We start from the raw sequence: 19,468 nt of genomic DNA, 5'->3' as shown, positions 1-19,468 counted from the left end.
ATAGAGGTGTGTTATAATGAGCGCCAGTCAAGCGACGATTTTGTTAACGACTATATATGACGATGAGATGTTCTATGTAAGGTTGTGAGCGGAGAAGACAAGGTATGCAACAAACAGAAACACCAGCGCGAGTAACGGAAACTGAGTCGCCCTCTTCTGCGACCTTTTCTCAAAAAGTTGCTTTATCAATAGTTGTCCCTGTAATGAATGAAGAGCAGAGCGTTCGCCTCCTCTTCGATAACGTCTCTACACAGATTGAAAAACTCGGGCTAACCTACGAAGTAATATTTGTTGATGACGGTAGTACCGACAATACCTTCAACGAATTGAAAAAATTGTATGAGGAACACACCAATATCGTGCGTGTGATCCGCTTCCGTCGTAATTTTAGCAAAACACCTGCTCTGGTTGCAGGCTTTAGTCGCTGTCGTGGCGATGTGATCTTTACTATTGATGGCGATTTGCAGGATGATCCAGAGGAGATGCCCCGCTTTTTAGAGAAGTTGGACGAGGGGTACGATCTGGTCACAGGCTGGAAATTCCCCCGGCTTGATCCTCTCTCTAAGACGTTCCCATCCCGTATCTTTAACAGGATGGTGAGTGTACTTACCGGTGTACACTTGCACGATATTAATAATGGTTTTAAAGCCTATCGTCGGGAGCTAATCGAAGATCCTCACTTAAAGCTCTATGGCGAATTCCATCGTTTTGTGCCGGTAATGGCCCATTGGCGTGGATTTAAAGTTGCTGAAATCAAAGTGCGTCATCACCCGCGTAAATTTGGGGTCTCGAAGTTTGGTACTCGCCGCTTTGCTCGTGGCTTGATTGACCTGCTCAATGTTCTGTTCCTGACATCATTTTTGCGTACTCCTCTGCGGCTCTTTGGTCCGTTGGGCTTTTTCACATTTTTAGCAGGCGTCCTGGTCGATATCTTTGTTGTTGGTCGCCGCTTTTTCTTTGGACAACCTATTCACGAGCAGCCATTACTCTTTGTTGGTATCTTGCTCATGATCTTCGGCGTCCAGTTCGTGATAACTGGTCTGCAAAGTGAGATGATTCGGCATTATGCATTCCAGCCTGGCGAAGAGTATAGTATCAAGCAGGAACTCGATTCATGCAACGGTCAAAGTTGATAAAAATAGGGAAACGGATCTTACAGATCGGTTTGCCTGTGGTTATTCTCGCTCTTTTTATCATATCGGTACAGCGCAATTGGAACGAATTAACATCATACAAATTTGAATGGAATCCCTGGTTTCTGGCACTGGGTTTTCTAGGCTTTCTCTTACAAGAATTGTCCTATGGCTTGATCTGGCGTAAAGTGCTGATGCGGTTGGGCGCCCAGTTAGATTTGCGCGCTGCCTTGCGCATCTATCTAGCCTCGGAATTTGTACGCTATATTCCGGGCAATGTCTGGCATGTTCTCACCCGCATCTTATGGGTGAAGAAGTATGGTGTTTCACGACCAGTAGCGTTTGCGAGTATGACTATCGAACTCATTACCAAACTGGCGGCAGGTGCCTTAATTTTTGCCTTTAGCCTGCTGTTCTGGTCCGATATTGGTGCAATTCAAATCTTATTGCACGGCACTCCTATTGTGATCGGTCTGGGCGTGGCCCTGGCACTTGGGCTGCTGGTCGGTTTGCATCCGCGTGTGCTGAATGGGGTGATGAGCTTTGGATTGCGTCTCTTAAAACGCGATCCCGTCGTATTAACGTTGCGCTATAGCGATATTTTGTTGATAACGCTATACTGGCTGGTAAGCTGGGCAATTGCCGGGACCGCCTTCTATCTGTTGCTCCTTTCGCTCTTACCTGCGGTTCCTATCAGCGTCTTGCCTATCTGTATTGGCATTTATGCAATTGCCTGGGATATTGGTTTTGTCAGCTTTATTACTCCCAGCGGTTTGGGCTTTCGCGAGGGGGCTATTGTTGGCCTTTTTGCGCTGTCGGTCCCTTTTGTGCCTGGAACCATCGCTGGTATTCTTGCTCTGTTCTCTCGTCTTGTGTCCACCGTCGCTGAACTGGTTTGTGTCAGTATCGCGTATGTGAGTGGCGGCAAACAGGTGCCTGTTGGACCATCGGATGAGGCTGATGTACCGTCTGGTGTCAGTATTCAGGGAGGTGTTGGGGATGATTAGTGCCGTCTGGCGTAAACGGTTCTCTATTTTGTTCAATCGTTTGTATTTGTATCCTGCACCAGAACCGTTGCCACAGACGCGTCTTTTCTGGCTTGCAACGGCTCTGGTGACTGGCGCTGTTATCGTATTTTGCAGCTATTTTATCCTTTACCTGACGACGCGCCATGATGCCCTGCTGACCACTGCTGAAGACCTGGGGATCATGGATCAGGCTCTCTGGAATCTTGTACATGGCAATGGATTGCATCAGACCATTTGCAATATTTTGCATGATACCAACTGTTACAGCGTTGAAGGGGTCAATCGTTTTGCCATCCACTTTGAGCCGACTCTCTTCCCGATCGCTTTGCTCTATCTGATCGTTCCTGGTCCAAAAACATTGTTGACCGTCCAGACGATCATTGTTGCTCTCGGAGCGTATCCTGCATTCTGGTTGGCTCGCCTGCGCTTGCGCAGCGATCTGGCAGGCGTGGCTATTGCTCTCTTGTATTTGCTCTATCCTGGTCAGCAACAGGCCACTACCTATGATTTCCATGCAGTTACGCTCTCAAGTGCTTTGCTTCTCTTTACGCTCTATTTTCTCTACACCCGTCGTACCGTCCTGCTTTTTATCTTTGCTATCCTCTCTATGGGCTGTAAAGAGCAGATGCCGCTGGTAATTGTGATGATTGGCCTCTGGTCAATGCTCTTTCAGCGTCGTTGGTGGACAGGATTGGGACTCGTCCTACTTGGCCTGGCCTGGTGGGGAATTGCGTTCTATCTTGTAATGCCGCATGCCAGTCCTACCGGGAAACCATTGCTGCTTGGCCGCTATGATGGTTTGGGCAAGGGACCGGTCGATGTGATTATGAATATTGTGCGCCATCCACGTAGCTTTTTGATGGATCACTTGATTGAGCATAGCCATAGAATGTATGTGCAGACATTGCTCTCTCCAGCAGGGTATCTTCCACTGCTGGCTCCCTGGATACTTGTTCTGGCCTCTCCCTCCATCGCACTCAATTTGCTGTCCGCATCTCCGGGGCAATATAGCGGTCTTTTTCAGTATAGCGCCGACATTGTGCCCGTACTTATATTTTCCACGATTGAAGCAATGGTCCTCCTTTTGTGGTTGGCTCAGGTATTGCATGGACGAGTGCAGACGAAGCTGGCAAATCGCTCCAGCCAAACAGATGCCTCGCCAGTTCCTATGAAAGTTCGTCTACCTGTTGTTCAGGGCGGCCTGCTGATTGTTTTGTTGGGTCTGGTAGTGTTTATGTCCCTACGTTCTGATTATTATTTTCACGGTCAACTTCCATACTCTCAGGGATTTCGCTGGCCGCGCGTAAATGCTCATACGGCCCTGGCACAACACTTTATGGATATGATCCCTCCAGATGCCTCTGTTTCTGCCCAGGCAACACTGGCACCACATCTTAGTCAGAGGAAACATATCTACCAGTTCCCTTACGCGGTTCCTCTTTCCTATCCCGTAACTCCCCAGCCTGCGACTGTAGCCGATTATGTGTTTCTGGATGTCTCGGCTGATATCTATCCTTACTATACGACTCCTGATTATGTGCGCGATATCAAGAGTTTGTTGGTGAACAAGCAATATGGGATAGTGGCCGCACAAGATGGCTATCTGTTGTTGAAGCATGGCTTACCCGCTCCTGAGCTGTCCTCTGCTTCAGCGGTGAAGCCCGGTCCTGATGTGAGCAATGCCCTGGTATTGCCTGATTTCCCGGCGAATTTCTGCTCATATGTCTATGTTTCTCCCCGGGATGTGCCTCATTCTTTGCAGGCGCAATTTACAGATGCGCAGGGCAGCATGAATCTTGTTGGCTATAGCATCAGTGGCGCGAATCCGTTCAGCCGCAGTGGGGATTATATGGCGGTTACGACCTACTGGCAGGTGACAAAGCCTATGGCCGCTCCTCTGCAACTGTTATTCGTATTGAAAGATAAAGATGGCAAGGAATATTATGCAAACAATGACGTTCCTGCTATCTTCTGGTGCCAGAGTCAGACCTGGGAACCGGGGAAAATCGTGCGGATGACTACCAGGCAATTTAATTTGCGAGAACTGGCTACCCCAAAAGGGCTAGCACAAATGTCAGTAGCCCTTGTGCCTCTGGTACAATCGTCAAGTAAAATAGTGGACATGCAGACACTGATGCAGCAACCGCGACTGTCAGCACATGTCATCAGTGGATCGAATGCAATTTCTGCCACGCAAGATACGAATACAGTACCCTTAATGCCAATGACAATCGTACCCTGAGCGACAAGAGGTATTAAGCGGAGTACATAGTGAACGCGAATAGGACTTATGCAAGCAAGGAAAGAGGATGTTGCGATGGGCATTTATTTAGGTCAACTGCCAGCGGCTGAAATCGCGCGATTTAAAGCTGAGTTGGCTGAGACAATCATTGCCAATTTCTGCTATCCACGATTTTTTGATCCGCGTACCCAGTCGTTGCGTATGCGCCCTGTGGATCGAGCAAAGCGGCAGGAGGTCTGGCTGTATCTTAGCTCTGTTGATTTTACTGCCTGGAGCCGCGTCGATTTGATGTCTCCCGACTTTCAACATCAGATCGAGCGCCTCTTTATTCTGTTTGTACAGCGTAATCGCAGCTTTTTTGGTCAGCAGGGCCGCAAGCGGATGTTCGATATTCGCACGTTGATCAGCGCACAGGCGGGGTCTGTAGCTCAGGGATTGCGCAACCATCTGTCGGGGCAGAAGCAGGGACACCCGCCGTTTGGTAGTCCGCGACCTGTTATTTCCTGGAGCGCTGCGCTTGTGGGAGGGCGTTCTGAGCTAACGTGGGAGCAGATAGCGGCTTCTACAATGATGCTTCAGCAGCAAATGCAAGAGATTCGTGGGGAGGCCAGACCTGCCAATGCTGCGAATGGAGCCTCACGGCGCACACTTCGCCCTCAATCTCCTACTGGCACTGAAAACGAAGCCTCAGCTCAACCTGCATCTGCTGTGCCTTCTTCGTCTCAGCAAATTGTACGCTCCGGACCTCTGCCTGCAACGTCTCCTTCTGGTCCTCTCGTTGGCTCTAGGAATGTTGCCGCCTCTGTACCACCTGCCAGCTTACCAGCAGCCTCGGCGTCGTCATCGGTGCTTTTACGCACTTCTGGACCGCTGGTTCCTCCTGCGTCTGCCCCCACATCGCCCGTTCCTCCCACGCCTCCTGCGCGTAAATCCGAACCGTTAGCGGCACCACCTGCACCGCTGACGCCAACCCCTGCAACTCGTAAATCTGAGCCGCTGGTTGCCCAGGCTGCCTCTACTTTAGATTTGCAGACGACTTCCGAATTGCCCAGGGCAAAATCTGCGGTTGAGGCTGAGAAAACACGTACGCAACCTCCTCCCGCTTCAACTGCACCTGCTGTTCAGCAACCTACAGCACCGCAGCCTGCCCAGGCGCGGACTATGCCATCGCCTGCACCTGCTCCATCGGTTGCCAGCGGACAGCGCGATGGGTCGATCATGAGTGTGGGCGAAGACGACCTTGCGATTTTCGAGCAAATGCGCCACCAACTCGTAGTCTGGCTGCGGGTCGAAGCGATTACAGCCGGTCTGGAAATTGCTGGACAAAGCCCCTCGCAACTCCTTGAGCTATTGCGCCAGCATGGACGGCTGGATGAAACTCGCTTGCAGGTTGTTTCGACCTTGCTTAATCTGTCCAATCAAGTTATCAAGACTGGGCTGGTCAGCCTGATCGATTACAAGCAAGCGTTGATGTTCCACCTGATGCATACCCGTCGTTAGGGAAACGTGAGGATAGCAGACGAGAATGATCTGCTCGTGCTATCCTCTTTATTGGGTATGACTATGCCGTTGATGAGGCTGTGGCCGCAATCGCTGGTAGCAGATCACCCAGTTGCTCCAACCAGTTCTGGCCCAGCAGACGGCGTGGGATGCGGATAATGCCCTGCTGCACTTGAGCCTCATTGCGGAAACGCCGGTAGAGGACGATGCGATTCGGGATGATATTGCGTTTGACAGTTAACACAAAGGCGTTGTCCTTGACCGCGATAGATTCGTATCCCAGGTGAGCTGCCTCGACCTTCAGACGCACGGTTGCCAGGAGATTTTGGACAGGTGGTGGAATCGGGCCGAAGCGATCTCCCAGCTCTGCCGCCATTGCATCCACTTGTTCCGGGTGATTCAGACTCGCCAATCGCTGGTAGAAGTTCACCTTGAGGGTACGATCACCAATAAACTCGTCTGGCAGGTAGGCATCGAGCGGGAGGTCAACAGTGGTGCCAGGCGTTCCTCCCACTTCAGCAGGTTTGCCCTGTAGTTCTTGCACAGCCTCAGCCAGCAATTTACAGTACAGATCGAAGCCGACAGAGTTCATAAACCCCGATTGTTCTGCGCCCAGCAGGTTGCCAGCTCCGCGAATCTCCAGGTCTTTCATTGCGATACGGAAACCGGCCCCTAATTCAGTCGCCTCAAAGATGGCACGCAAACGTTTTTCCTGAATGGGTGTGAGTTTGGCATCCTTGTTATAGAAAAAGTATGCATAGGCTTGATGCGTGCCACGTCCTACACGTCCACGCAACTGATAGAGCTGCGATAAGCCAAAGTAGGCGGCGTTATTGACAATAATGGTGTTGGCGTTCGGGATATCCAGGCCGTTCTCGATAATAGTGGTTGAGATGAGCACGTCAAATTCTCCATTGGAGAAGCCCACCATGACTTTCTCCAATTGTTCCTCGTTCATTTGCCCGTGCCCAACCGTAATACGCGCTTCGGGAACGAGACGCTGGATCTTTTGCGCGATGATCTGGATGCCCTGCACCCGATTGTGGACAAAGAAAACCTGCCCTCCACGATCTATCTCGCGGATGATGGCTTCACGTACCATGTGTTCATCGTATTCGCGAATGGTTGTACGAATTGGGAGGCGTTCTTGCGGTGGCGTCTCGATCACGCTCATATCACGCAAATTGACGAGCGACATATGTAGCGTGCGTGGAATAGGCGTCGCCGTCATCGTGAGCACGTCAATCTCCGCGCGCATTTGCTTGAGACGTTCTTTATGGGTGACGCCAAAGCGCTGCTCTTCGTCAACGATCAGCAATCCCAGGTTAAAGAAAACAACGTCTTTTTGCAGCAAACGATGAGTGCCAATCACGATATCGACTTTGCCAAAGGCCAGGTCTTCAAGAACCTTTTTTTGCTCTTTGTCGGACCGAAAGCGGCTTAATAGCTCAACGCGAACCGGGTAGGCGTTGAGGCGCTCTTTGAAGGTGTTGTAGTGTTGCAACGCCAGAACGGTTGTAGGTACGAGTACAGCAACCTGACGCTGATCCAGCACCGCTTTAAACGCCGCGCGGAGGGCTACTTCCGTCTTGCCATAGCCGACATCACCACACACCAGCCGATCCATTGGTCGTGGTCGCTCCATATCGCTTTTGACCTCTTCGATAGCATGAGCCTGATCTGGCGTCTCTTCGTAGGGGAATGCATCCTCCAATTCTTGTAGCCAGGGTTGCTCTGAGTCTGGTGGATAGGCATGTCCTTTAGCAGCTTCACGGGCGCTATAGAGGCGCAAAAGATCGCGTGCGATGTCCTGCACGTTTTCTTTCACTTTCGATTTTGCGCGGGTCCACTCGGTTGTGCCCAGCTTACTGAGCCCCGGGACGGATTCGCCCATCCCAATGTAGCGGGTCACGCGATCTAGCTGGTCTGTTGGAATATACAGCTTGTCGGTCCCTGCGTAATGGATCAACAGATATTCACGCTCAACGCCAGCCATATTCATTTTGACCAGTCCTTCAAAGCGCCCGATGCCGTGTTCCTGATGGACTACATGGTCGCCAGCCTTGACCTCTGCCAAAAACGAGGCGGGCGTGATTGGTTTCCGACGTTGGACGTTGCGCCGCTTCGACCAGCCGAATATCTCTGTATCGGTATAGACATGCAGCGCCAGCGAGCGAGATTCCCATCCCTCCATCATCTGGCCCTGTATAAGTGTTAACGTACCCGCTTCTGGCAACTGATTAATGTTGGTGCCGGGGCTGACATGGATGGTTGCCTCTTGCAATATGCTCTCGTCGCTGAGGACTTCTGCCATGCGCCGCGCCTGGGCTGTGACAATCACGATACGATCACGATTATCGAGTGTTTTGCGACAATCTAGCACGAAGGCGCGAAGTCTGCCACCATAAGAATTTGCGCTACTAAACGGTGGCATAATCAATTCGGTACCGTCGTGCTGGCGTACATCGAAATCGCCCTCGGCTGTCGAAAGTATGTCGGCGAAACGTACCTGGCGACGCTGTTGTATCTGTAGTTCGACTTGTGACCATCCGATATGAGCATCGCGCAAATGAGTCGGGTTTTCCCGCTCACGTTCCAGGCGCTCTTTCATCTCCTGTGCCTGTGTATCAAGCTCTGCAATGGTGTTCTGGATACTGGCTGGATTGTCAAGAATGAGCAATCCCTGGCGTGGGAGATAATCCAGCGCAGTGGCCTGATCGTGAAGATAAGGCAGGTAGAAGGCGATATCGTCAAAAGAGCGGCCCTGGCGCAGTTCTTCGAGATCGTGCTTCCAGCGGTCTTCGGCGTCGCGGTGCAACAGCTTGCTATCTAGCTCTTCTAACTCTTTGATGATCTGTGGCCCGCGAATTGGTAACGCTTCGCGAGCGGGGCCGACGATGCATTTATGGATGGGATTGAGAGAGCGCTGTGTCTCCTGGTCGAAGGTACGTAATGATTCGATCTCATCGCCAAAAAACTCGATGCGCACTGGGCGTGGCAGCGTTGGAGGGAAGAGATCAACAATGCCACCACGATGGCTGAACTGTCCTGGCTCCTCTACCTCAGCAACTGGTTCATAGCCAAGATTATAGAGATGTTCCAGCATTAAGGTGAGGTCTACTTCTTGCCCCGGCTCCAGTTCATACAGGGCGGCAGATAACTCCTGTGGTGGAATGATAGGCTGCGTGAGTACACGAGCCGAACAGACTACAATGGTTGTACGTTCGCGTTCCACCATAGCGATCAACGCTTGCATACGTTGTTGCGTTGTCTCGGCATCGCCTATGAGCCGCTCATAGGGCAGGGCGTCGCGATCTGGCAGGCAGAAGATATCGCTCGGATTCGGGAGAAACGTCTTGAGTGTCTCCACCATCTGAGTTGCCTGCACCTCATCGGGAACGACGATGAATAGTGGTTGTTTTAGTGTTTGAGCGAGTGTGGCAACGACGTATGGCCGTGCAGCCTCCGTGATTCCGGTCAGGGCTGGCACTCCCTCCGCGTTGCGTAAATGTTCTATCAGGCGGCGATACTCCGGCCTCTGTGCTAACAGAGCAAGTAATCCCTGTAATGTCACAACATCCTCCAACGACACCATGACAATTCCCCCTATGAATAGCTCGATAGGGGGTCATGCCTGCTGATTTATTGTTCTAATCATACCGCACATGACCCATCCTTGCAATGCTCCTATACTATTTTGCCCTTCCAGATGAGTATATTTCCCTTTGAGAATGTACGAAGCCCTTGACAATTTCATCAATTCCCTTTAATATTTCAGTAAATGCTGAAATATTGAAAAGATCTGTGCTAGAGGTGTTCTATGCTGCTTACAAATACAGGTTGGTTAGTTAGTACGATTATGGCCCTTGTCTTTGTGATTCTCTATCCGCTCGTACTGGCGATTGTAGTTCATCGACGCTTGCAGGTCAGTTGGCGCTATTTTGGTTATGGAGCGCTTATCTTCTTATTGTTCCAATTAGTTACGCGCGTCCCTCTTGTATTGTGGTTACAAAATGTACTGGGGCCGCAATTAAAGGCGTCGGTGGCGTTGAGTTTGGTCTGGATCATTGTATTGGCGCTCACAGCTGGTTTGACAGAGGAAATTGGTCGTTATCTCGGCTATCGCTGGTTTATGAAGCGGGAGGAGAAGACCTGGAATAAAGCGGTGATGTATGGGTTGGGGCATGGCGGTTTTGAATCGATGGCGCTGGTCGGTGGGCTGCTGCTGGTGACGGTTATCAATGTGTTGTACCTCTCCAATACGGGGTTAGAGGCCCTGCCTGCCGCTCAACGTGAGGTAGTTGCTCAGCAATTTGCCGCCATCAATGCCGCGCCCTTCTGGACTCCGCTGGTTGCTGCCTGGGAGCGCGTGTGGACGGTTCCGTTTCATATTGGCGCGTCGGTATTGGTGCTCCAGGTATTTCAGCGGCAGCGTTTCTTCTGGCTCTGGCTGGCAGTATTGTTGCATACCGCCGTGGATATTGTTGGGCCTGTCTTGAATTTATGGTTGGGTTCAAATCTCACAGTGACGTTGCTATCGGAGGGGTGGGTAACGCTAGCTGGACTGTTTGGCATATGGCTTATCTGGCGCTTTCGCCGTGTGGAAACGCCAGCGTCGGTTCCTGCTGATGAGAGCGTACCGCCTGCTACTCTCTCGCTTGATGCTACTGAAGCATCTCAGCTAGAACAGGGGGAATGAGGAGCTATCATGCAGGAAGCCTATAAAGCTATTGCCGATCCTACACGACGCCGCATCTTAAAGTACTTGCGAGGGGGAGAACGTACCGCTGGCGAACTGGCTGAGTATACAGGTGCAAAGCCAACAGCGCTCTCTCATCATTTGGTGGTGTTGAAACTGGCAGATCTGGTGCGTGTTGAGCGGCGTGGACAATTTCAAGTGTATTCGTTAAATACAACAGTTTTGCAAGATGTTCTACAAAATATTCTTGATTTTGTTGAGGGACTGAGAGACGAAGAGAGTAGCATACAACAATCTGACTCTCCTGAATTAAAAGCAGAATAGGATAAACCAATGAAATTTCGAGAAGAGAATAACCATACAGGCTCACGAGCAAAGATCTGGCCTTCGACATGGTTTGTGCTTGGTGTCATCTTGGCGCAGATTCTTGTATCTGTGCTTGCTTATCCTTTTATGCCTGCACAGGTGCCTTCGCATTGGAACGCTAGCGGGCAGGTGGATGGATATATGTCCAGGACAGCCAACGCCATTTTTGTACCTGCAATTAGCGCTGGAATATATATACTGCGACGCATCTTGCTTTTTATTGCTCCATCTACTAGTCGTAATACCAATCGGTACGTGTTAGCGAAGCTCTCTGATTACCTGTTGTGTGGTGTTATACTTTTTATGTTTGCAATACAACTGGTTGTAACAGCAGCAGCTCTCGGCTTGCCAGTTGATATAGGTTTTGTCGTTTGTCTCGCCACTGCCCTGCTATTCATCTTTATGGGCAATTATCTTGGCAAGATACAGCGCAATTTCTGGTTTGGCATTCGCACGCCCTGGACATTGGCAGATGATACAGTGTGGGAACGTACGCATCGCCTGGGTGGATGGTTATTGGTTGGTGCAGGAGTGGTCATGCTCGTTATGAGTTTCTTTGCTCCGCTACGACCCCTGGCAATCATTGGGCCAATCCTGCTGGTAGCGATCATTCTAACAGGTTATTCTTTCCTGGTTTATCGACGATTGAGCCAGTCGGGAGGGAAAGCTTAGCGGCTAATCAGATGCACTTTCGGTTTCCAAAAGAGCTTGCTGCTCTTTTTCCTGACGGCGCAGTTCTCTCCGCTCTTGCTGGCGGCGACGTTTCTCTTCTGCTTTGCGCTGGGCTTCAGGATCTGCGTTGATGATATTCATGGCTGTGCCGACATCCTGCTCAATGATGAGCGGGATAGACTCGACCGCCTTCTCTTCGCCAGTTGCTAGCAGGATGCGCTCATCGCCAGGTGGAACGCCCAGCACGTAGTTAATGGTGTCCATGCGGTTGTTTGCTGGCCGTCCAATGCCGACACGCAGGCGAGGAAATTGATTCGTATGCAGATGATGAATGATGCTATCCACACCGTTATGGCCGCCCGCACTACCACTGGCACGCAGGCGTAATTTCCCTACAGCCAGATCGAGATCATCGTACACAACAATTACATCGTCGGGCTGCACTTTATACCAGCGCACAAGCTCTCCTACCGCTTCTCCGCTGTTGTTCATGTAGGTCAGCGGTTTGATAAGGACCACTTTTTCTGTTCCAATTGTGCCGCTGGCTAACACGGCCCTTCCTCGTCGCTCCCATCTCCAACCAAGCTTATCAGCCAGCATATCTACAATGCGAAAACCACTGTTATGTCGAGTCTGCTCATATTGAGAGCCTGGATTCCCCAGGCCGATTACCAGTTTCATGCCAGAACCTTAGCGACCATAAGCCAGGCGTGTGGCCAGGTAAGGTGGCAAGCCCGCTTTAATGATCTTCTCCTGTGTTTTTTCAATTGCATAAGGGATACGATAGAATGTGAAGCCGCTCTCCGTATCGTAAATCATAAATGCCGCGCGTGCATCTCCATCGCGAGGCTGACCCACTCCACCAGGATTGACAATGGCACGAAAGCCTTCGGGTGCCTGCCATTCTCCTTCAGGAGGAATGAGCATTTCATTTGTGACCTGAACCATGCTTTGGCTAAGGCCAAGTAGTCCTAGAAGCTCTTCGATCTCTTGATTCAGGCGTTCCTCAGCATTCACAATGTCTTCTTCGGCAGTCTTACCTTTAGCCTCGTTATCCTCATCAGCCTGTACATCAGCTTCAGAAGGTGATGCTGTCGATGCGCTGCTATCGTCCGGCTCTTCCTGGGTATCATCCTCCTGAGCTTGTTCTGTACTCTCTAGCTCATCAGGTTGAACGGAATTGGTCTCCTCGACGGCAGGTGATTCGGTATCTGCTGGTTGACTTTCTGCCTTGTCATCCGATATGGTAGTTGCTGGTGACTCTTTCGCAACCTGATTGGTTGCTAGACGCAGGAAGGGACGCACTGCTACCATTTCGACTGTCTCGTCATCATCAAAATCGAACTCGTCTGTTCCATTGACAGCCGTTTCCTGACTGGGTGAGGAGAGAGGCGCGGTCTCGATATCCTCTTGCTGCTCGCTATTTCCCAGTGGAGTTGTTGGGAGGCTGGAGATGGTATCAGGCTGCTGGAAAATGATCGGAACATGGGTATGTCCGACGAGGCAATAACGTGTATAGAAGTATTGAAAACTTCTTTCTGCTAATACCTCTGAGGTCAGGTATTCCCACAGGGGGCCATAAGGACTACCGTGAACGAGCGTGCATTCGCCAATTTGAAGGCGTTCTGGTAGATTGGTCAGAAATTGGCGGTGCTCCTCCGTAAGCTGTTTGGCAGTCCATTCTGCGGAGATGCGTGCGGCCTCACTGAAATCTTCTAAATCAATCTTTCCAACGGCTGCCCAATCATGATTTCCAGCGATGATGACATCTGTTCGTTCACGTAGTTTGTCAATACATTCATTAGGGTTGGGACCATAGCCAACGAGATCTCCCAGAAACCAGATCTGGTCAATAGGGTTCTCCTGTGCCAGTTCATCAATTTTGGCCAGCACAGCTTCTAATGCTTCAATATTTGCGTGGATATCAGTAAAAATGGCGTAACGCATCTTGTACACTCTATTCAAACTACATGATATGGGTTAGTGTGACCATTCTATCATGTTTCCTGCAACCTTTCTAGTATCTGGCCACTGAAATATCGGTTGATATTGAGTTGATAGATTTTTAGTGCGTCGTTTTGTGCTTCTCACGTGGCCAGATCGAAATTATGGCGTAGGTGGTAATAGAGGGAGCGCAAAACCCCAGTTGAGGACCGTTATCGCATCTTTATTGCGCTGCGTCTCGCTCGGGCTATTCAGAATAATGCCAAGCAGTGTATGTCCGTTGCGTGTTGCTGCAAATACCAGACAATAGCCCGCTGCGAATGTATGTCCCGTCTTTACTCCGTCTGTACCTGTATAGGTGGTCAGCAAGAGATTGGTGTTGGACCAGTGATAGAGATGATTGTGGTTAGTTGCTGACACGGTATAGGTGGGCGTTTTGACGATTTGCGCGAAAAGTGGCACGCTGAGCGCGTAACGGGTCAGGTGTGCAAGATCAGCGGCGGTTGTGTAGTGAGGGCCATCGCCATCTAGCGTCAGACCATCCGGGTTGCTAAAGTGGGTTTGAAAGAGATGCAGACGATATGCAAACAGATTCATGCGCGTAACAAAGTTTGCGATGGAGCCTCCACCCAGCACACGCGCAATAGTTGTCGCTGCGTCATCGCCTGATGGCAACATCAACGCATAGAGCAAATCTCTTAATGAAAGCTTATCATTGGTTCGCAGCGCTGCATTGCTGCCATCGTTCAGCAGAGCATGGTCAATGTCGCTTTGTTGGATGGTCATCATTTGATCGAGATCGGCTGTTTGAATGGCGATAAGCGCGGTCATGATCTTGGTCGTACTTGCCATTGCCAGAGTCTTTTCACCATCCGTATTAATTAATACATTGCCTGTATCCATATCCATGAGGTAGACGGCTGTGGCCTGGATCTTTGGTGGTGTGCCCTTGACTGTGAGAACTGGCTTCGGAGGTGGCGTGGGTGTGGGAGTATACGGAATGGGTGTGAGGGTCGTTGTTGATAACGTAATGCCTGCCGAACCAAGCAAGCGATTTCCAAAGGGCGTTATAGCAAGTATGAGTGTTGCGCTGGCGATGCAGATTGCCAGCAGCAATAAAATAACTGCAAAGATGCGGCGTCTCATCGAAGCTTATACCTGATCTTACTATTTTTTCTAGCAATATATTTAAAAGCGGAAAAGAGCTTATATTAATATATACGACTGAGGAGGAGCGCTTTTGCGCCCCTGCTCAGAAATGGTTGTGCAAGCGATTAGAGATTGGCGGGCCAGCGGGTGTGATAATCGGTTACACGCTCGAAGGCGTCGGCGATGCGCAAAATCGTACTTTCAGCAAAGGCGTTGCCGAGCAATTGCATGCCGACTGGTAAGCCCTCGCTGAAGCCACCAGGAATTGAGATGCCACAGATGCCAGCCAGATTCGCCGGGATCGTGAATACGTCATTGAGATACATCTGATAGGGATCGGAGATCTCGCCGATTTTAAAGGCCACCGTCGGGGAAGCCGGACTGACCAGCGCATCAACCTGTTCAAACGCCTGCTCGAAATCGCGGGTAATCAGGGACCGCACTTTCTCAGCTTGCTTATAGTAAGCATCGTAGTAGCCAGCTGAGAGTGCATAGGTGCCAAGCATAATGCGGCGTTTGACCTCGGGACCGAAGCCATATTGACGCGTCTTCTCCATTGCCTCCCACATGTCATCGGTGTCGCGGTAGGAATAGCCATATTTGACGCCATCGTAGCGAGCGAGGTTGGCGCTGGCTTCTGCCGGGGCGATGATGTAGTAAGCGGCAACGCCATATTTGGTATGTGGCAGGGAGACATCGACGATCTCTGCTCCCATCTCGCGCAGTTGCTCGATGTTTTTGCGTACCGCGTCCACCACGCCGGGCTGCGTGCCTTCTACCCAGTATTCTTGCGGCACACCAATGCGCATGCCTTTGATATCCTCACTGAGGGCCGCGCTATAATCAGAGACCGGTTCTAGTGAACTGGTGGCGTCGCGGGCATCCTGTCCAGCAATGGCTTGCAGTAGCAATGCGGCGTCGCGGGCATCGCGTGCGAATGGTCCGATTTGATCGAGCGAGGAGGCAAAGGCGACCAGGCCGTAGCGTGAAACCCGACCATAGGTAGGTTTCAATCCCAGCACGTTACAAAGAGAGCCGGGCTGACGGATAGAACCGCCCGTGTCGCTGCCGTAAGAACCCATTGCCATCCCGGCTGCTACCGCGGCCGCTGAGCCGCCGCTGCTCCCTCCCGGAGCACGCTCAAGATCCCAGGGATTGCGTGTGGGGAAGAACGCGGAATGTTCGGTGGATGATCCCATCGCGAACTCGTCCATGTTGGTTTTGCCCACCATGACAATGCCAGCTGCATTGAGACGCTCCATGACGGCGGCATCATAAGGCGGCTTGAAATTTTCCAGCATACGAGAGCCGCAGGTGGTGGTGATGTCTTTGGTGCAAATGACATCTTTAATTGCAATCGGGATACCAGTGAGCGGTGACAGGTTCTCGCCACTCGCGATGCGCCGATCCGCCTCTTTTGCTTGTTGCAGGGCGAGATCGTCAGTGACCAGCGTGAATGCTTTCACCTCGGACTCTACCTTACGGATGCGGTCGAGATGGGCCTGCGTTAATTCGACCGAAGAGATTTTGCGTTGTCGAAGAAGATCTCCCGCTTCGTGAATCGTCAGTTGATAGAGTTCTGTCATGTATTTTTATTCCCCCTCCAATACCGCATTGACCTTCAGACAATTATCTTCCTGATCTGGAGCATTGGCCAGAAGGACTTCAGGTGGGTATGAAGGCTGTGGAATATCCATGCGCATTACATTGGTACGGCGTGAGGCGTGGGCTGTGGGTGAGACTCCGCTCACATCGGCCTCTTGTAGAATTTGAATATGTTCTAGAATTGCGGAAAGCTGGCTGCCAAAAGTCTCGATATCTTCCTCGCTCAAGCCGAGCTTGGCGAGTCTGGCAACGTTCAGCACTGTCTCGCGATCAATCATAGCGATCCTCTTTTTATAACTACCAGCGGACGTGAAAGCCGCTCACATGCTCTGTGGGTTCTCTCCAAATCACCTGTACATCGCTGACATAGGCAGCGGACGGTCCCTGTCGTAAGAGCGAGAGGAGATGTTCGAGGGCTGGTCGAGATCCTTGCGCGAGCACTTCTACATCGCCGTTGCTCTCGTTGCGTGCGTAGCCGCGCAGTCCCAGGCTGGCCGCTTTCTCAACCACAAAATAGCGAAAGCCTACTCCCTGCACCCGTCCGCGTACCACTGCATACAGTTCTTCCGTAGGTGAGTTTTTGCTCTGGCTCATGTCCACCATAATAGCATAATCTTCGTCTTGAGCATAGTCCTGATTATGACCGGGGAAAGCAGATCTGGACCGGGCAGGCAACAAGGGACGACCGCGCTCAAAGGATGGCTGGCGTGAGTGTGGAACAAAAATGCGCGTAGTACGTATGTAGTACGTATCAGGTAGCTAGCATGCATGCTATTCAGTAGCATGTTGGTACCATGCCACGCCTGAGTCTATGCTTCTCCTCTGCTTTTATGTGTGTGTGCGCTTGTGTAGATGTGATAATATAGGAGATACTTATATAGACCGGCCTTGATAAAATCATAGATGCACTGACCTCAATTATACCTCGTTGGGGAGAAAAGTATGCAGTCAGTACAGGACTTAGCCACCGCCGTACAGCGGGTCGTTGCAAATGTTGAACGCGTTATCGTCGGAAAAGCTGAACCCGTTGCTTTTAGTTTGATCGCTGTTATTTGTCGCGGTCACGTGTTGATTGAAGATGTGCCAGGCGTTGGCAAGACGGTGCTGACCAAAGCCATTGCACGATCTATCGGTTGTACGTTTAAGCGCATCCAGTTTACACCCGACCTTTTGCCAAGCGATGTTACGGGCGTTTCCATCTACAATCAGAAAAGCGGGAATTTTGAATATCGTCCTGGACCGGTGATGGCACAGATTGTCCTGGCTGATGAGGTCAATCGCGCCACACCGAAAACGCAATCCGCTCTGTTGGAAGCAATGGAAGAGGCCCAGGTGACAGTTGATGGCGTCACCTATCGTCTGCCCGAGCCGTTTATGGTCATGGCAACTCAGAATCCAATTGAATATGAAGGCACATTTCCGCTGCCCGAGGCCCAGCTTGACCGCTTTATGATGAATATCAAGCTGGGCTATCCGAAAGCAGCTGATGAGGTGAATATTCTCGATAGCCACCAGCATCATCACCCTCTGGAAGATCTCGCCCAGATCATGACGGCTGAAGAACTGGTGCTGATCCAGCGCCAGGTTCGCTCTATACATGTTGATCCATCAATTAGAGAATATATTGTTGCCATTGCCAATGCGACTCGCTCGCACCAGAATATCTATCTGGGGGCCAGTCCGCGTGGATCGCTGGCACTGTTCCGCGCTTCTCAGGCGCTAGCAGCGATGCGAGGGCGCAGCTATGTGATTCCTGACGACATCAAATTGTTGGTGAAGCCAACGCTGGCTCATCGTATTATTGTGACGCCAGCTGCCCGCGTGCGTTCAATTACCTCCACCACTATTCTAGAGGAGCTTTTACAGACCATCCCTGTACCAAGTGCATGGGTTGGTGGTGGAAAGGGGCGCTAGGCTTATGCGTCCCTGGCAGGCAATCTTGCTGATCGTCGTACTGGCTTTTTTTGCGGTGAGCAGCGGTTGGAAAGTACTCTACGTGCTGACCTACGTGCTGCTGACCCTTTTTGTGCTTTCCTGGCTGTGGGCACGTTACAGTCTCCGTCAACTGGTGTTTCGTCGCACAACTGCCAGCGGTCGTGTGCAGGTTGGAGAGGTATTCGACGAACGCTTAATGCTCGATAATTTGAGCGTGATGCCCAAGCTGTGGGTACAGATCACCGATGCCTCGACGCTGCCGAATCATCGTGCTGGCTACGTGGCGAGTATGGGAGGGCGTAAACGCGCTATGTGGCGAGCGAGAACAACCTGCCGTCTGCGCGGGCGCTTCCAGCTTGGTCCCGTCTCCGCTACCAGTGGCGATCCCTTTGGTCTGTTCCGTCGTCGTATCGCCCTTTCTTCGGCACAGGAGTTGTTGGTGCTGCCCCACGTGTTGCCGATTACTAGTTTCGCATTGTTCTCAGGTGGCTTGCCAGGGCGCGGGAGAAGCTCTCGTCGTGCCTTGCAAACAACGACAAATGCTACTACAATTCGTGAATATGCCGATGGCGATTCGCTCAGTCGAATTCACTGGCGTTCTAGCGCACATTATAATAAGCTGATGGTCAAGGAGTTTGACCTCGATCCGGCAGTCGATGTCTGGATTTTTCTCGATCTGCACGAAATGGTGCAGGCTGGTGAGGGAGAACATTCGACGGAAGAATATGGAGTGACGATTGCCGCAACTGTGGCCGTCTATCTGCTACGGCAGGATCTTTCGGTTGGGATGATCGTCAATGGTCAGCGGCGCGAGTTTCTTTCGTTGGATCGCGGGGATCGACAAATAGAGCGCGTGCTGGAAGTATTAGCAGTGGTAACGGCTGGTGCCGGGCCTGACTTGAGAGAAGCCCTGGCCCTCGATGCGTTTCATCTTGGACGTAATACGGCTGCCGTCATCATCACTCCATCCAGTTCTCGCGATTGGCATGAGGGCGCACGTCATTTACAACGTCGTGGAGTGCAGGTTGCTGTTATTGGTCTGGATGCTGCCTCTTTTGTACAGCAACCTTCTGACGAAAATACATTAGCACTACTTGAAGGTGCAGGTATTCCTGTATTGCGTATGAAGTGTAGAGAGCCTCTCGCTCAAATTTTGGAGAGTGGTCCTGATGCACGCTATGCACAACGGAGGTAA

Annotated in this window: 16 protein-coding genes; 9 read left to right on the top strand and 7 right to left on the bottom strand. The window is 51.2% G+C overall.

The window, feature by feature from the left end; translation table 11 throughout:
* Positions 1–104: 104 nt before the first annotated feature.
* The 4 genes from K3T83_RS07705 (at position 105) to K3T83_RS07690 (ending at position 5,903) form a co-directional block, all read left to right on the top strand.
* On the top strand, positions 105–1,133 hold the full coding sequence (locus K3T83_RS07705) for a glycosyltransferase family 2 protein (protein WP_220202390.1): 1,029 nt from the start codon (positions 105–107) through the stop codon (positions 1,131–1,133).
* A complete protein-coding gene (locus K3T83_RS07700; protein WP_220202389.1) occupies positions 1,115–2,140 on the top strand; it encodes a lysylphosphatidylglycerol synthase transmembrane domain-containing protein in 1,026 nt (341 codons plus the stop codon). Before K3T83_RS07705 ends, K3T83_RS07700 begins: the two co-directional genes overlap by 19 nt.
* Positions 2,133–4,403, top strand: a complete 2,271-nt coding sequence (locus K3T83_RS07695; RefSeq protein WP_220202388.1) for a DUF2079 domain-containing protein — start codon at positions 2,133–2,135, stop codon at positions 4,401–4,403. Before K3T83_RS07700 ends, K3T83_RS07695 begins: the two co-directional genes overlap by 8 nt.
* 75 nt (positions 4,404–4,478) lie before the next feature.
* Positions 4,479–5,903 (top strand): hypothetical protein, encoded by a 1,425-nt coding sequence (locus tag K3T83_RS07690; RefSeq protein WP_220202387.1) that lies wholly within the window; start codon positions 4,479–4,481, stop codon positions 5,901–5,903.
* 61 nt (positions 5,904–5,964) lie between these two features.
* Here the strand turns inward: K3T83_RS07690 and mfd are convergent, their stop codons facing one another.
* On the bottom strand, positions 5,965–9,498 hold the full coding sequence (gene mfd / locus K3T83_RS07685; protein ID WP_220202386.1) for a transcription-repair coupling factor: 3,534 nt from the start codon (positions 9,496–9,498) through the stop codon (positions 5,965–5,967).
* A 225-nt stretch (positions 9,499–9,723) separates the two neighbouring features.
* Between mfd and K3T83_RS07680 the strand changes: the two genes are divergently transcribed.
* The 3 genes from K3T83_RS07680 to K3T83_RS07670 are packed head-to-tail and all read left to right on the top strand — an operon-like array spanning position 9,724 to position 11,640.
* Positions 9,724–10,602: a YhfC family intramembrane metalloprotease gene (locus K3T83_RS07680; protein WP_220202385.1), complete on the top strand. Its 879-nt coding sequence runs from the start codon at positions 9,724–9,726 to the stop codon at positions 10,600–10,602.
* Positions 10,603–10,611: 9 nt separating this feature from the next.
* Entirely contained in the window at positions 10,612–10,926 is a 315-nt protein-coding gene (locus K3T83_RS07675) for a metalloregulator ArsR/SmtB family transcription factor (RefSeq protein ID WP_220202384.1), read from the top strand.
* 9 nt (positions 10,927–10,935) lie between these two features.
* Complete coding sequence (locus tag K3T83_RS07670) at positions 10,936–11,640, top strand: SdpI family protein (RefSeq protein WP_220202383.1); 705 nt, start codon at positions 10,936–10,938, stop codon at positions 11,638–11,640.
* Between the two features lie 3 nt (positions 11,641–11,643).
* On the opposite strand, the gene pth is transcribed toward K3T83_RS07670, so the two are convergent.
* The 6 genes from pth to K3T83_RS07640 form a co-directional block, all read right to left on the bottom strand.
* A complete protein-coding gene (pth, locus tag K3T83_RS07665; RefSeq protein ID WP_220202382.1) occupies positions 11,644–12,321 on the bottom strand; it encodes an aminoacyl-tRNA hydrolase in 678 nt (225 codons plus the stop codon).
* Positions 12,322–12,330: 9 nt separating this feature from the next.
* A complete protein-coding gene (locus K3T83_RS07660; RefSeq protein ID WP_220202381.1) occupies positions 12,331–13,587 on the bottom strand; it encodes a metallophosphoesterase family protein in 1,257 nt (418 codons plus the stop codon).
* A 159-nt stretch (positions 13,588–13,746) separates the two neighbouring features.
* Positions 13,747–14,730: a D-alanyl-D-alanine carboxypeptidase family protein gene (locus K3T83_RS07655; RefSeq protein WP_220202380.1), complete on the bottom strand. Its 984-nt coding sequence runs from the start codon at positions 14,728–14,730 to the stop codon at positions 13,747–13,749.
* 128 nt (positions 14,731–14,858) lie between these two features.
* Positions 14,859–16,319 carry an Asp-tRNA(Asn)/Glu-tRNA(Gln) amidotransferase subunit GatA gene (gene gatA / locus K3T83_RS07650; protein ID WP_220202379.1) on the bottom strand — a complete coding sequence of 487 codons (1,461 nt, stop codon included), beginning with the start codon at positions 16,317–16,319 and terminating at the stop codon, positions 14,859–14,861.
* 6 nt (positions 16,320–16,325) lie between these two features.
* Positions 16,326–16,616, bottom strand: a complete 291-nt coding sequence (gene gatC, locus K3T83_RS07645; protein ID WP_220202378.1) for an Asp-tRNA(Asn)/Glu-tRNA(Gln) amidotransferase subunit GatC — start codon at positions 16,614–16,616, stop codon at positions 16,326–16,328.
* A 19-nt stretch (positions 16,617–16,635) separates the two neighbouring features.
* Positions 16,636–16,932 (bottom strand): acylphosphatase, encoded by a 297-nt coding sequence (locus K3T83_RS07640; RefSeq protein WP_220202377.1) that lies wholly within the window; start codon positions 16,930–16,932, stop codon positions 16,636–16,638.
* Positions 16,933–17,280: 348 nt separating this feature from the next.
* Between K3T83_RS07640 and K3T83_RS07635 the strand changes: the two genes are divergently transcribed.
* A complete protein-coding gene (locus K3T83_RS07635; protein ID WP_220202376.1) occupies positions 17,281–18,252 on the top strand; it encodes an AAA family ATPase in 972 nt (323 codons plus the stop codon).
* Positions 18,253–18,256: 4 nt separating this feature from the next.
* Positions 18,257–19,468, top strand: coding sequence for a DUF58 domain-containing protein (locus K3T83_RS07630; RefSeq protein WP_220202375.1), 1,212 nt, complete (start codon positions 18,257–18,259; stop codon positions 19,466–19,468).

This window comes from Reticulibacter mediterranei (assembly GCF_016587455.1).
Note: the sequence above shows the minus strand (reverse complement) of the source record. Positions and strands in the feature narration are given on the sequence as shown.